15 protein-coding genes are annotated in these 14923 nt (G+C 32.3%); 14 read left to right on the top strand and 1 reads right to left on the bottom strand.

From position 1 onward, the window contains the following. Positions 1 to 84: 84 nt before the first annotated feature. On the bottom strand, positions 85 to 1257 hold the full coding sequence (locus Q2T76_RS04125) for a nucleotide sugar dehydrogenase (RefSeq protein WP_302084253.1): 1173 nt from the start codon (positions 1255 to 1257) through the stop codon (positions 85 to 87). A gap of 161 nt (positions 1258 to 1418) precedes the next feature. Here Q2T76_RS04125 and Q2T76_RS04120 point away from each other — a divergent pair, with 161 nt between their 5' ends. The 14 genes from Q2T76_RS04120 (at position 1419) to nadE (ending at position 14845) form a co-directional block, all read left to right on the top strand. Further along, the gene (locus Q2T76_RS04120) at positions 1419 to 2018 is read left to right on the top strand and encodes a hypothetical protein (protein WP_302084252.1); all 600 of its coding nucleotides are present in this window, start codon (positions 1419 to 1421) and stop codon (positions 2016 to 2018) included. A gap of 9 nt (positions 2019 to 2027) precedes the next feature. Further along, a complete protein-coding gene (locus tag Q2T76_RS04115; protein WP_302084251.1) occupies positions 2028 to 3254 on the top strand; it encodes a hypothetical protein in 1227 nt (408 codons plus the stop codon). Between the two features lie 11 nt (positions 3255 to 3265). Further along, a complete protein-coding gene (locus tag Q2T76_RS04110; protein WP_302084250.1) occupies positions 3266 to 4303 on the top strand; it encodes a glycosyltransferase in 1038 nt (345 codons plus the stop codon). Positions 4304 to 4307: 4 nt separating this feature from the next. Continuing rightward, entirely contained in the window at positions 4308 to 5225 is a 918-nt protein-coding gene (locus Q2T76_RS04105; protein WP_302084249.1) for a glycosyltransferase, read from the top strand. A gap of 12 nt (positions 5226 to 5237) precedes the next feature. Continuing rightward, on the top strand, positions 5238 to 5969 hold the full coding sequence (locus Q2T76_RS04100) for a glycosyltransferase family 2 protein (protein WP_302084248.1): 732 nt from the start codon (positions 5238 to 5240) through the stop codon (positions 5967 to 5969). Then, entirely contained in the window at positions 5966 to 6835 is an 870-nt protein-coding gene (rfbA, locus tag Q2T76_RS04095) for a glucose-1-phosphate thymidylyltransferase RfbA (protein ID WP_302084247.1), read from the top strand. The genes Q2T76_RS04100 and rfbA overlap by 4 nt, the downstream gene beginning before the upstream one ends. Before the next feature lie 3 nt (positions 6836 to 6838). Further along, positions 6839 to 7747 (top strand): glycosyltransferase, encoded by a 909-nt coding sequence (locus tag Q2T76_RS04090; RefSeq protein WP_302084246.1) that lies wholly within the window; start codon positions 6839 to 6841, stop codon positions 7745 to 7747. Between the two features lie 11 nt (positions 7748 to 7758). Further along, the gene (locus Q2T76_RS04085) at positions 7759 to 9171 is read left to right on the top strand and encodes a flippase (protein WP_302084245.1); all 1413 of its coding nucleotides are present in this window, start codon (positions 7759 to 7761) and stop codon (positions 9169 to 9171) included. A 21-nt stretch (positions 9172 to 9192) separates the two neighbouring features. Next, on the top strand, positions 9193 to 9774 hold the full coding sequence (gene rfbC, locus Q2T76_RS04080; RefSeq protein WP_302084244.1) for a dTDP-4-dehydrorhamnose 3,5-epimerase: 582 nt from the start codon (positions 9193 to 9195) through the stop codon (positions 9772 to 9774). A gap of 9 nt (positions 9775 to 9783) precedes the next feature. Then, positions 9784 to 10818 carry a dTDP-glucose 4,6-dehydratase gene (rfbB, locus tag Q2T76_RS04075; RefSeq protein WP_302084243.1) on the top strand — a complete coding sequence of 345 codons (1035 nt, stop codon included), beginning with the start codon at positions 9784 to 9786 and terminating at the stop codon, positions 10816 to 10818. A 20-nt stretch (positions 10819 to 10838) separates the two neighbouring features. Further along, a complete protein-coding gene (rfbD, locus tag Q2T76_RS04070) occupies positions 10839 to 11681 on the top strand; it encodes a dTDP-4-dehydrorhamnose reductase (RefSeq protein WP_302084242.1) in 843 nt (280 codons plus the stop codon). A 9-nt stretch (positions 11682 to 11690) separates the two neighbouring features. Beyond that, positions 11691 to 12473, top strand: a complete 783-nt coding sequence (locus Q2T76_RS04065) for a glycosyltransferase family 2 protein (protein WP_302084241.1) — start codon at positions 11691 to 11693, stop codon at positions 12471 to 12473. A 72-nt stretch (positions 12474 to 12545) separates the two neighbouring features. Next, complete coding sequence (locus tag Q2T76_RS04060; RefSeq protein ID WP_302084240.1) at positions 12546 to 14021, top strand: nicotinate phosphoribosyltransferase; 1476 nt, start codon at positions 12546 to 12548, stop codon at positions 14019 to 14021. A gap of 2 nt (positions 14022 to 14023) precedes the next feature. Continuing rightward, on the top strand, positions 14024 to 14845 hold the full coding sequence (nadE, locus tag Q2T76_RS04055) for an ammonia-dependent NAD(+) synthetase (RefSeq protein WP_302084239.1): 822 nt from the start codon (positions 14024 to 14026) through the stop codon (positions 14843 to 14845). The last annotated feature ends 78 nt before the right edge of the window (positions 14846 to 14923 follow it).

The following is a 14923-nucleotide window of genomic DNA, read 5'->3' as shown; positions in this document are numbered from 1 at the left end:
TAAGAAGGCTTATATTGATAACTGGTTCAGTAAAACTGTAAAAGTAAAATAAAAAAGTTCAGATATTATCTGAACTTTTTTATTTTATCCAATATGGAAAATATCGCGTGTATATATTTTATATGAGTGATCAAGTTTTTCTAAATTTTGATCGATTCGATTAGCGACAATGACATCGGATTCGTCAACAAACTTATCAAAATCATGCTCAACTTGATAGTCAAAATATGAATCTTCTTGAATAGTTGGTTCGTATATTACTACGTCTATTCCACGTTCTCTAATTGACTCCATGACGTCTTGAATTGATGACTCACGAAAATTATCAGATCCTTCTTTCATTGCAAGTTTATAAATACCAACTTTTTTTGGTCTATCACTAATAATTTGATTAGCAATAAAATTCTTTCTAGTTAAATTAGAGTTTACAATCGCCGTAATTAAATCATTGGGGACTCCTTGGTAGTTAGCCAACAATTGTTTGGAGTCTTTTGGTAAACAGTAGCCACCATATCCAAAAGATGGATTATTATAGAAATTTCCAATCCTAGGATCCATGCTAACACCTTCGATGATGTTTTTAGACGATAAATTTTTGACCTCAGCATAAGTATCTAATTCATTAAAATAAGCAACTCTCATCGCTAGATATGTGTTTGAAAAAAGCTTGATACTTTCTGCCTCTGTACTTTCTACAAATAAGACAGGCGTGTTTTCCTCTAATGAAGCATCACTTAATAGTCCAGCAAATTCTTTTGCCGGTTCTGTAGTGTCGCCGACGATAATTCTGGAAGGGTGAAGATTATCATAAAGTGCTTTTCCTTCGCGCAAGAATTCAGGTGAAAAAATAATGTTGTTAGTTTTATATTGCTCTCTAACCTTTTTAGTAAAACCAACTGGAATTGTAGATTTAATAATAATCGTTGCATTTGAATTTTGGGCTTGAACATCTTCTATGACACTTTCAACTGAGCTTGTATCGAAATAGTTCTTCTGAGGATTGTAATTTGTTGGAGTAGCAATAATTACAAAATCACTGTCTTGATATACATTACTTACTGAAGATGTAGCAGTTAAATTAAGATCTTTTTCTGCTAAAAAACTGGAAATTTCTTTATCAACAATTGGAGATTTTCCTTGATTGATTAAATCAATTTTTTCTTTATTAATATCAAAAGCCACAACTTGATTTTTTTGTGAAAGTAAAGCTGCTAAAGATAAACCAACGTACCCTGTACCAACAACTGTAATATTCATTATTTATTTCCTCCGTAAATATGCTAAAAGTAATTTTATCACAGTCTGTCAGAGATGGCGTAAATTTAAGTATTGTTTAAAAGATTGTTTGTTTATTTGATTGGATAATAGTTTAAGGTATTATTAACTAGATAATAAATAATACTAGGAGTTTTAATACTATGGAACAAGGTTTATCCTTTCAAACAATTATGAAGTTTTTTAAGAAAACATTTTGGATTTTTTTGGCTTTTATCATTCTAGGTGGAGTATACGGATTTATTAAATCGACCCAAAGTACAGAGTATATAGTTCGTGGTCAGATTTATGTAGGCCAAAAAGTTGATACACTCGGGGTAAATAATGGTAAATTGTCAGTTATTGATGATAAAGCTATTACTAGCATTTCAGATTTATCAACTTCCAATAGTTTTGTAAATGAAATTACAGATAAATATCCTGATTTTGATGTTGACAATTTAACTGTAGGATCTTCAGATAACAGTAATTTGATCACGGTAAAATACAAAGATACTAAAGAAAATAAAGACAATGTCAAAATGGTCAATTATGTTATGAAATCCTTAGTACCATTTGTGAATAAATATAATGACAATTTACAATTAAAACAAGTTGATAAGGCAACGAAAAAAAGTGCTTCGTTAAGTGTATTAAGTAATAAAAAGTCCAAGACAGTTATGGGAATGTTATACGGTGTTATTCTAGGATTTATCGTTTCATGTATTTATTATTTTTTCTTCAATAATAAAAAAAATAAATAGGGGCAAAAAATGCTTAATCCATTTTATCTTTTTATTGCATCCTTCAGTTTAGTTATTGGTAGCTATTTATTTGGTTGGTCATCAATCTATCCTGAATTTTCGCAAAATACGATTTTATTTTTTGCTTTAATTTTTGTATTAGCTGGCTTTTTGGGATACATTACGCAAAAAACTAAAATTACTAAGTTCAAAAAAATTAATACAACCACCAACATTTACATACTTTTACTAGGGGTTTTAGTGGCTACATTGTGTGAAGGTATTTATAGTCATGGATTCCCCTTACTCTCGATTGCACAAGGACAAGATTCTGCATATACCGATTTTGGAATTCCGGTTGTGCATGTAATACTGTTAACTTTTAATGCTTTTTTGACGACTTACATTTTCCATTTAATTCTTTCACATGCTAAAGATGTGCAGTTTTATATTATGTTAGCGCTAAGCTGTATTCCCTATGTATTGGAAGTGAATCGGGGAATGTTCATGATGGTAGGATTAAACTGTGTTTCATTATTTTTAATGTATATAGCTAGCCATATTAAAATAAGACACTTGGTAGGACTATTGGTATTAGCAATTATTGCGTTATTTGGATTTGGAATAATGGGTAATGCTAGAGTGAATACTTCTTATGGTAATGGACGTGGACCAATGGATTCTGCCGCTATTTTAAGTATTGGAAAAGCTACGCCAAGTTTTGAGCAAAGCAAAATTCCTAAGTTACTTTTTTGGGGATATTTATACTCTTCGTCACCTATTGCCAATTTTCAAAAAAATGTTGACTATCGTGCAAAGAAGACTGACGACTCAATGATTAATGCAAAAAGAATTAATCATTTAGTATTCGGTGAATTAATGCCAGATTTCTTAGGGAAGCGGGCACTAGATCCTAATGAGTACAAGTCAATTAACATCGAACAGATTACACCTGAATTAAATGTAGGAACTGCATTGAGTAGACCAATGAAAATTCTAGGGTGGATAGGAGTTCTAAGCTATATTATCGTCTTATTCACATTTGGATTCATTTATATAATGATTTTGAGAAAGCTAAACTCTAAGTTTACATTAATTGGAGTGGCAACTTTAAATACGATTTTTATTCTGACAATTTATTCCAATATGTTGCAGGCAACTGGAATGAGTTTTCAGTTAATTTACCCAATTATTTTTGGAATTTATAATTCATTTTGTGAATATAAAAGTAATAAGTTTAAAACTTTGGAAGTGTAGAGGTAGTTGTTTTGAACAAACACGATATCAGCTTTGTGATACCCGTTTATAATACTGATTTAGAAATTTTAAAGACAGGGTTCGATCGTTTGAGTTCATTTGGCAGAGACAGTTATGAGTTTTTAATTGTTAATGATGGATCTAATGAAGATGTCTCTAAATTATGTATTGATTTTTGTAAGGATGAGAAAAGAGCAAAATATTTACCGCAAAGCAATGCAGGAGTCTCAGTAGCTCGAAATAATGGAATTGCAAATGCCAACGGAAAATGGCTCTTTTTTTTAGATCCTGATGACTTATTGGTTACTGACTTCAATACAAAAATAACTGATGAGATTTTAAAATCTAAAGAGGATATCATTTTTTTGGGGTTCAATCGAATTAATGAAGATGAAAAAATCCAACAGACTTTTGAAAGAAAAGATATTGTTGATAGTACTGTAGGTGCATTTAAGATAACTCATATTGTTAGAGCAATTTTGTATGGAGATCAAAAAAAAGATGGCTATTATGGATATTATTTTGGAACTCCATGGGCAAAATTGATTAATAAACAATTTATTTTGAGAAATGGGTTGGAGTATGTTCCTGGGATTGTTAAGAGGCAGGACGCAATCTTTATGATTCAAACACTAATGAAACAGCCATCCTTAAAATTCGTAGATGAAGTTGTTTACAATTATCGAATTGATCACGAAAACTCAATTAGTAATCGATATAATAAAAAGATTACAGCCACGTTTGAAAAAATAAGTAGTATTCTGAGTGAGTCATTACCTATTGAATTAAAAAAAGATTTGAATCATTATGTATTACTGTTAAGTATTGAATTATTATTTGCAGATTTTTGTAATTTGAATAATCAAAAATCGTATCAAGAAAGGCAAACTGATTTTTTAAATTATCTAGATGATTCAGCAGTGAAACAAAATGTAGAGTCAGCGAAGCTTACTAATATGCCGACAAAGCAAAAAATATTGGGTTACTTAATAAAACATAGACAGTTTAAATTACTTAATTATCTTTTATACAAGAGAAAGCAGGATTAAAGTATTGAGTATTGCAGCAGTTATTGTTACACATAATCGCCAAGAAAAACTGAATTTAGCGATCGATAGTTTGTTAAATCAGAGTCTACCAGTTGATAAAATAGTGGTAGTAGATAACCAATCAACAGATGACACACTCGAATATTTGAATGATAAGGCTAAAAGCAATAAGGAATTAGTAGTCATTCATTCTGATGAAAATCTCGGCGGTGCTGGAGGCTTTTATTTGGCAATTCAAAAAGCTGTAGAATTAGGAGTTGATTGGATAAGTATTGCCGATGACGATGCAACTTATGACAGCAACTACATGCAAGAAATGGATATAATTGCGAACAAAAACCCAGATATTCAGTGCTTTACCGGAACAGTTTATGAAGATAATGAAATTGGTTTGGAACATCGAGTCCAAATTGATGACTTTGACAAACTACAACTATCAAAGATTCCAATAGAAAAATATCAAAGTAATTTCGAACTTGATGTTGCTACTTTTGTTGGAGTATTTATCAAGGCGGAACTTGTTAAAGATATTGGTTTACCAGAAAAAGATTATTTCATTTGGTATGATGACATTGAATATTCATTGCGTATCAGAAGTAAAACGAAAATAATTAATAATCTTCAATCCAAAATTTATCATTTGACTGATAATAATAGTGTCGGAGCTAATGGAATCGATCGACCACTCGGATGGAAAGATTACTATGGATATCGTAATCGTTGGAAAACAATGAGTTTACATATCAAAAATAAAGAAGTATTGGCTAAGCAGCTTAGGTATGAATATTTCAGATATCGAGTTGGAGCACTTTTGAAGAAAAAAGGGCAATATTCACGAATTGCTGCATTCCATTTAGTTAATCGGGCGTTTAATGATTTTAAAGCAGATAGAATGGGAAAAAACGACAGATATTTGCCATAGAGGTATTTAATTATGGATACAAAAGTTTCTGTTTGTATGGCTACATACAATGGACAAAAGACAATTACCAAACAACTTAATTCAATTTTGAAACAGTTGTCGTTGGAAGACGAAATGATTATTGTTGATGATTGTTCGACTGATGAGACGATTAAGACTGTTAAAGAAATAACTGCTACTTTTAAGGGTACGGTAATTATTGAAAAGAATGCTCAAAATATGGGACCTATATTCTCTTTTGAGAAGGCTTTAAAAAAAGCTACCGGAGATTTAATTTTTTTGTCTGATCAAGACGATGAATGGTTAGATAATAAAGTTGAACTCATGAAAAATGCGTATCTATCTCAACACGCTGATTTAATTGTTTCAGATGCAACGGTTATTGGTAAAGATGGCTCGATTATTGATTCATCTTGGAATCATTATAATAATAATTCTATGAACCAAAGTGTAATGGGAAATTTAATGAAAAACGGATATACTGGAGCTATGATGGCTGTTTCTAAAAAATTAGTTGCATTATCACTACCATTTCCCCCAAAAGTTGAGATGCATGATCAGTGGCTTTTTCTAGTTGCTAAGAAAAACAAATTAAAAACATTCTATATTAAACAACCATTGATGAATTATGTTAGACATGGTGGCAATGTCACAGGAATGTCAAAAAGAAGAAAAAAAGATATGGTTGTTGGTCGTTTCAACATGTTAATTGATTATCTAAAGTTAAGGAGAACAGAGCGATGAAAGGTATAATTTTAGCAGGTGGTTCAGGAACACGTCTTTACCCAGTAACAAAAGCAGTATCGAAGCAGTTAATTCCAGTGTACGATAAACCAATGATTTACTATCCAATGTCGGTTTTGATGTTAGCAGGAATCAAAGATATCTTGATTATTTCTACACCAACAGATACACCTAGATTTGAAGAACTTTTTGGTGATGGGAAAAACTTAGGACTAGATATTTCTTACTCTGTACAAGATCAACCTAATGGACTTGCTGAAGCTTTCATCATTGGTGAAGACTTTATTGGTGATGATTCAGTTTGCTTAGTGTTAGGTGATAATATCTTTTACGGTAGTGGTTTGTCAGACATGCTACAACGAGCAGCCTCGAAAGAAATGGGAGCAACCGTTTTTGGATATCACGTCAATGATCCAGAACGTTTCGGAGTAGTCGATTTTGATGAAAATATGCATGCCAAATCAATCGTTGAAAAACCCGAAGTGCCAGCTAGCAATTATGCGGTAACTGGATTATATTTTTATGATAATCAAGTTGTTAATATTGCTAAAAATATTAAACCATCTGATCGTGGAGAATTAGAAATAACCGACATCAATCAAGCTTATTTAAGCAAAGGTCAATTAGATGTAGAGATTATGCGTCGTGGTTTTGCTTGGCTTGATACGGGAACTCATGAGTCGCTTCAAGAAGCAGGTGATTTTATTTCTACAATTCAAAAAAATCAAAACTTGAAAGTTGCTTGTTTGGAAGAAATTGCTTACCGCATGGGTTATATCACAAAAGATGATGTGGTTAAATTAGCTCAGCCATTAAAGAAAAATGATTATGGACAATATTTACTTAGATTAGTAGAAAAGGATTAATTGATGAACCTGGGAGTTGTTATTCTAAACTATTTGAACTTTGAAGATACGATTGATTGTGTAGAATCATTAAAAAAACAAAGCTATTTTCCTAAAATGACAGTGATTGTTGATAATCACTCAAACAACGATTCATTTCAACAATTAAAACATGAATATGAACATGATGAAGACATACACGTTTTACAAACGTTGAATAATTTAGGATTTGCGCAAGGGAATAATGCTGGGATCAAGTATTGTTTGGAACATGATGCGGACACTGTGTTGGTACTGAATAATGATATCTTGTTCAATGATTCTGATTACTTATTGAAGCTTTCACAATTAAGAATAAGTGAAAATGTTGGATTAATTGGAACTAAAATTATCGGAAAAAATGGCGTAAATCAAAATCCTGTTCCAGTAAAAAATACATTATTTAATATTGTTCGACGAATTAATTATCTGTATCTTTCGGAAACAAAGTTTTACAAGGTAGTTAAAAGAATATTAGGGAGAAATTCTACAGTTGAAAAAAGTGAAATTAACAACTCTGTAGTTCATAATTCGACGAATATAAATGATACAAGTCACGTTATGCTCCATGGATCAGCTATGATATTCACCAGAAACTTCTTTGATAAATATCGTGGAATGTACCCGGAAACTTTTTTGTATGTTGAAGAAAATATATTAGATTTTATGTTAAAAAAAGCTGGTTTAGTTGCACAATATATCGATACTCTTTCTTTGAAACACAAGGAAGATCAGTCCTCTCAAAAAGCTTTTGGTAATAAAGAATCTGTTTTTCTTGAACATATGAAAAAAAGTACAGTTATAGCTTTAAAAGTTTACTTGATGACTTATAGGCAAATCAGCAAGAAAATTGCTAGCAACTATGAAACATTATCTTACGTTGATGATAAATAGAGGAAGAAAATTTGAAGAGACATTCATTACAAGTAAGTGCATTATTTAACGTTTTACGAACGATACTGAATGTTATTTTTCCACTTATCACGTTTCCATACATTACTAGAGTATTGTCACCTGATGGAGTTGGGAAGTTAGATTTTAGTAGATCAATCGTTAATTATTTCGTGTTAATTTCTGCATTAGGAATTACACAATATGCCGTTCGTGAAGGTTCGGCGATTAGAGATAATACAACGAAATTTAAAGTTTTTGTAGATGAAATTTTTTCATTAAATATCATTACGACTTTAATTTCTTATGCACTTTTATTTATTACGCTACTAATAGTAACTTCGTTGCATCAATATTCAATGCTGATTCTAATCTTCAGTTTACAAATTTTCTTAAATACAATTTCGGTTGAATGGTTATACAATATATACGAAAATTTTGTGTATATTACGATTCGAAGTTTTATTGTACAAGTAATCTCAATTATTTGTATGTTCCTATTTGTAAAGACTTCTAGTGATTATATAACGTACGCATGGATTACAACTTTATCAATGGGTGGAGCTTATATCTTTAACTTATTCCATGCAATGAAATATGTTCCTATTCGAATTACTTTTACTAAAGGTATATTACGACATTTAAAATCCATTATGGTTTTGTTTTTTAATAATGTTGCAACAACAATTTATTTAAATTCGGATGTAACAATTATTGGGTTTATTGCTGGTGATTATTATGTCGGTATTTATAGTACTGCAGTTAAGATATACACAATTGTTAAGCAAGTTACTAACGCTTTACTGATGTCTATGCTTCCTCGATTATCTAATTACTTTAATAATGATAATAGTAAAGATTATCAGAACTTATTAAACAATATCTTTTGGGCAATGTTGATGGTAATTTCGCCTTCAATTACGGGATTAATAGTTTTAAGAAAATATATAGTTGAAATAATTGCAGGTAGTGAATTTGCCAGAAGTTCTGTCTCGTTAAGTATTTTGGCAATTGGTCTGTTGGCAAGTGTCATGTCAGCATTTGTAATTCATGGAGTTCTTCTTGTTCAGAGACAAGAAAATACAATTCTTAAAATTACGATGGTAAGTGCAATTGTCAATATTGTTTTGAATATTATTACCGTTCCTTTTTTGAAAGAAATTGGAGCAGCTATTTCTACTGTTATATCGGAAGTAATCGTACTTACAATGGGATTATATAGTTCGAGACATCGTTTTAAAGTTAAGGTTTTTCTTAATAGAATATTTGCTATTCTTTTGGGATGTTTTATGATTGTAATATGCTGCTACTTACTCAAGATATTTATTGTTGGTAAATACTTGTATATTATTACCAGTATTGTGGGAAGTGTTATTTTATATGGGCTTTCATTACTTGTATTTAAGGCAGTTCCAAAATTAAGATAAAAAGAAAGACAGGTGTTATTTGTGGGCAAATTAAAAGTTACTAAAACAACATTACAAGACGCATTAATTGTTGAACCAGCAGTATTTGGAGACCATCGTGGATTCTTTACTGAATCATACTCAGATCGTGATTTTAAAGAAGCAGGAATCAAATTTGATTTCATTCAAGATAATCAATCACTTTCAACTCAAGCTGGAGTTTTAAGAGGACTTCATTTTCAACGTGGTCAAGCTGCTCAAACAAAATTAATTCGCGTAGTAACTGGAGCAGTATTAGATGTTATTGTTGATCTAAGGAAAGGTTCGCCAACCTATAAACAATGGGAAGGATTCATTCTTTCAGAAAGCAATCATCGTCAATTATTAGTTCCTAAGGGATTTGCTCACGGATTTGTTACTTTAACAGATAACGTCAATTTCTTATATAAATGTGATAACTACTATAATGCTGAAGCTGATGGTGGAATTTCTTTCAAAACACCAGAGTTAGACATTAATTGGCCAATTGATTTTGATATGGCAATTACATCGGAAAAAGATGCTAATCAACCAACTTTAACAGAGTTTGAAAAAGATAATCCATTTGTTTATGGAGAGATATAGGTGGTAAATATGGAATATAAAAATATTATTGTAACTGGTGGAGCAGGATTTATTGGTTCAAATTTTGTTCATTACGTTGCTAAAAATCATCCTGAAGTTAATATCATGGTTTTAGATAAGCTTACCTATGCTGGAAATAAAGAAAACTTGGCTGGCCTTAATCCAGAAAAAGTTAAGTTAGTGGTTGGTGATATTTGTGATGCTGAATTAGTAGATGAATTAGTTAGTAAAACAGATGCAGTAATTCATTATGCTGCTGAAAGCCACAATGATAATTCATTGAAGGATCCATCACCATTTATTGAAACTAATATTATTGGAACTTACACCTTACTTGAAGCGTGCCGTAAACATAATGTTCGTTTCCATCATGTTTCAACTGATGAAGTTTATGGTGATCTACCATTGAGAGAAGATCTTCCAGGACATGGAGAAGGTGAAGGGGAGAAATTTACTCCTGAAAGTAGATATAATCCTAGCTCACCTTATTCATCTTCAAAAGCAAGTTCCGACCTATTAGTAAAAGCTTGGGTTAGATCTTTTAATGTTCAAGCTACAATTTCTAATTGCTCTAATAATTACGGTCCATATCAATACATTGAAAAATTCATTCCTCGCCAAATTACCAATGTTTTGTGTGGAATTAAGCCTAAATTATATGGAACAGGTCAAAATGTTCGTGACTGGATTCATACAGAAGATCATTCAAGTGCAGTTTGGACAATTTTAACTAAAGGAAAAATTGGCGAAACTTATTTAATTGGTGCCGATGGTGAACAAAATAATAAAGACGTTCTAGAAATGATTCTGGAAGCTATGGGACAACCCAAAGATGCATATGATGTTGTTAAAGACCGTCCAGGGCATGACTTGCGTTATGCAATTGATTCAACCAAGCTTCGTGAAGAATTAGGTTGGAAACCACAATTTACTAATTTCAAAGAAGGATTGGAAGATACAATTAACTGGTATCGTGACAATCGTAGTTGGTGGGAAAAAGATAAAGAAGCAGTTGAAAACAATTACGCTAAAAACGGTCAATGATTAGACTAGGAGATATTCACATGAAAAACTTACTTACTGGTGGCAACGGTCAATTAGGCACTCAATTACAACATCTTTTTGATGATAAAGGTATTGAATATACCGCAACTGACTCAAAAGAATTAGATATTACAAATGCTGAAGAGGTAAATGAATACTTTGAGAGTAATCGTCCAGAATTTGTTTATCACTGTGCTGCTTTCACTGCTGTTGACGCAGCCGAAGAAGAACCAGGGAAGTCACTAAATCAAAAAGTGAATATTGATGGTACTAGAAATATTGCAGAAGCCGCACAAAAAGTTGGTGCTACTTTAATTTATATCAGTACTGATTATGTTTTTGATGGCAACAATGACGGAATGTATACTGAAGAATCGGCAACTAATCCTCAAAATGAATATGGAAAAGCTAAACTAACTGGTGAGGAATTAGTCGCCTCAATAATGGACAAATATTATATTGTCAGAACTTCGTGGGTTTTTGGTGAATATGGTAAGAATTTCATTTTCACAATGTTAAATTTAGCTAAGACACATGATGAATTAACAGTTGTTGATGATCAAGTTGGTCGTCCTACATGGACAAAAACATTGGCCGACTTTATGTTGTATCTAGTACAACATAATTGTGAATACGGATTGTATCAACTTTCAAATGATGATTCCTGCAGTTGGTATGAATTTGCGGTAGAAGTTCTTAAAGATACTAACGTTACAGTAAAACCTGTAACATCAGAACAATATCCTCAAAAAGCATACCGCCCTAAACACTCAATCATGGACTTGACCAAAGCTAAAAATACTGGATTTGAAATAATTAGTTGGCAAGAAGCTCTACAAGACTTCTTGAAGAAAATTAACTAGGATATATATATGAAATCGACAGTTACAGTTAGTATTGTCACTTACAATAGTCCCTACATTTTCAAAACATTAGATAGTTGGATTGATAATGTCATGAATGATTATGATATTAGTTTGGTCATTCATGATAATGGCTCAGATGCTGACTATTTAAAAAAATTAGAAGAGTACGAAAATAAAGGAATTACTATTGTTAAGGGAACAAATCAAGGATTTGGCCATGGGCATAATCAAGTTTTGACCCAAACAACGTCTGATTTTTTTGTAATTTGTAATCCTGATATTTTAATCACGAAAGAAGCTTTTGAGACTTTATATGATTTTCTAGAAAATAGTGACGATAAGGTGGGTATGCTGACTCCTAAGACAGTTAATCCTGATGGACAAGTACAATATTTAATCAGACGTAAGTTAGATGTTTTCGATTATATGTTACGCTTTGTTCCTTTTGGCTTTGTGAAGAAAATGTTTAATAAACGACTTAGTTATTATGAATGTCGAGATTTATCAGATGAACGACAAGTAATTCAATATGGCTCTGGTGCGTTTATGTTTACCAAAACACAAGTCATTAAAGAAATTGATGGGTTCGATGAAAGATTTTTCATGTACTTTGAAGACAATGACTTATGCGATCGAATTCGGAAAAACGGAAACGAGATTTACTATATACCTGATGCGACGGTTACTCATTTCTATGGTAAAGAATCGCATCGCAGTTTAAGAGGATTTAAAATTTTTATGAAATCTATGGCACAATACTTTAACAAGTGGGGTTGGCGATTATTTTAGCGTCAACCTTTTTGCTTTTGTGCTATAGTTTTCTTAACAATATTTTTTAAAACAGTATTATGAGGATGGATCATGAAAACGAACTACGAAGATGATAGTTTATTGTTACACACAGATTTATATCAGTTGAATATGATGATGACATATTTCAAGAAGGGAATTCAAGACAAGAACGCGGTGTTTGAAGTATTCTTCCGGGAGTTGCCTTTCAAGAATGGTTACGCAATATTCGCTGGTTTGGAGCATGTAGTTGATTATTTAAATAATCTTCATTTCTCAAAAAGTGACATTGACTATCTTCGAAATGAAATTAAGTATCCGGAAGATTTTTTGGAATACTTAGAGAATATGGATTTTAATTTAACAATTCGTTCAGCATATGAAGGCGATCTGGTTTTTGCCAGTGAACCGATTATGCAGATTGAAGGATCTTTGGCACAGTGTCAATTAGTCGAGACAGCTATTTTAAATATTTTAAATTATCAAATTTTAATTGCTACTAAGGCTGCTAGAATAAAAACCGTTTCTAATGGCGATTTGTTGATGGAATTTGGAACACGTCGGGCTCAAGAGTTAGACGCCGCAATTTGGGGAACTAGAGCCGCTTATATTGGTGGCTTCGACGCCACAAGTAACGTTCGTGCCTCAAAAATTTTTGGTATTCCAGCGAGTGGAACACATGCTCATTCTCTCGTTCAAACATATAAGAATGACTATGATGCTTTTATGGCCTATGCAACCACTCATCATGACTGTGTCTTCTTAGTGGATACCTATGACACATTAAAGAGTGGCGTTCCTTCAGCTATTAAAGTTGCTAAAGAACTGGGAGACAAGATTAACTTCCAAGGTGTCAGAATTGACTCCGGAGATATGGCTTATATATCTAAACGTGTCCGTAAACAATTAGATGATGCAGGATTTCCAGATGCTAAAATTTATGCATCTAATGACCTTGATGAAAAAACAATTCTTAACTTGAAAATGCAAGATGCGAAGATTGATATTTGGGGAATTGGGACCAAAGTTATCACGGCTTATGATCAACCAGCATTGGGAGCTGTTTATAAACTTGTCTCGATTGAAAACGATAATCACGAAATGGATGACACAATCAAGCTTTCTAGCAATGCTGAAAAAGTCACCACTCCAGGTAAAAAGCAAGTTTGGCGAATTACTAATGATGATAAAAATGGTAAGTCTGAAGGTGATTATGTCACTTTAGATGATGATGATCCAAGAACTAAAGATGAACTATATATGTTCCACCCACAATATACCTATATCAATAAGACAGTGAAAAACTTCACTGCTACACCGCTATTAAAAGATATTTTTGTTGCTGGTAAACAGGTTTATGAGACACCAACTGCTAGTCAGGCTAAAGAAAATGCTACTCAAAACCTCGATTCTCTTTGGGATGAATACAAACGTAATTTGAATCCACAAATTTATCCCGTTGATCTTTCTCAAGAACTCTACGATCATAAGATGAATTATATTTCTGAAGTACGTAAGTATGTTAATAACCTTTCATATGGAGATTGATCATGAATGAAATGCAAAAAAAGATAATTGAGTTTGAAAAAACTCAACCACAAATTGATGCTCAACAAGAAATTCGTCGTTCCGTAGATTTTATGAAAAACTATCTCAAGAATCGTCCATTCTTAAAGACTTTAGTGTTAGGAATCTCTGGTGGACAAGATTCAACTTTGGCTGGTAGATTAAGTCAAATGGCAATTGATGAACTTCGTGAAGAAACAGGCGATGATTCTTATAGTTTCATTGCGGTAAGACTTCCTTATGGCGAGCAAACTGATGAACAAGATGCTCAAGCAGCTATTAATTGGATGAATGCTGATGAGATTCTTACGGTCAACATTAAAAATTCGGTTGATGAATTGGTTGAAGCTATCGAAGTTAATAATCAAGTAATTAGTGATTTTAATAAAGGTAATATTAAGGCTAGAATTCGAATGACAGTTCAATTTGGAATTGCTGGTGATAGACAAGGAATTGTTGTTGGTACTGATCACTCAGCTGAAAATATCACTGGATTTTATACCAAATACGGTGATGGAGCTGCTGACATTACACCATTATTTAGATTAAACAAACGCCAAGGCAAACAACTACTAAAGGAACTTGGTGCTCCGAAACATTTATATGAAAAAACACCAACAGCGGATTTAGAAGAAGACCGTCCGGGATTAGCGGATGAAGTTGCTCTTGGAGTAACTTATGATGACATCGATGATTATCTTGAAGGCAAAGAAGTATCGGCTGAATCTGCAAAAATAATTGAAAACTGGTTTATGAAAACTGAACATAAGAGACGCTTACCATATACAGTTTTTGATAAGATATGATATAATTTTATTCGTAAGGGAGTAACAGGCCTTAGTTGCAACAAACTCATCAACAAGAACAAATCTGGGTTTGTATTT

The sequence above is a fragment of the Lactobacillus sp. YT155 genome (assembly GCF_030504545.1).
Taxonomy (GTDB): Bacteria; Bacillota; Bacilli; order Lactobacillales; family Lactobacillaceae; genus BQUT01.
Note: the sequence above shows the minus strand (reverse complement) of the source record. Positions and strands in the feature narration are given on the sequence as shown.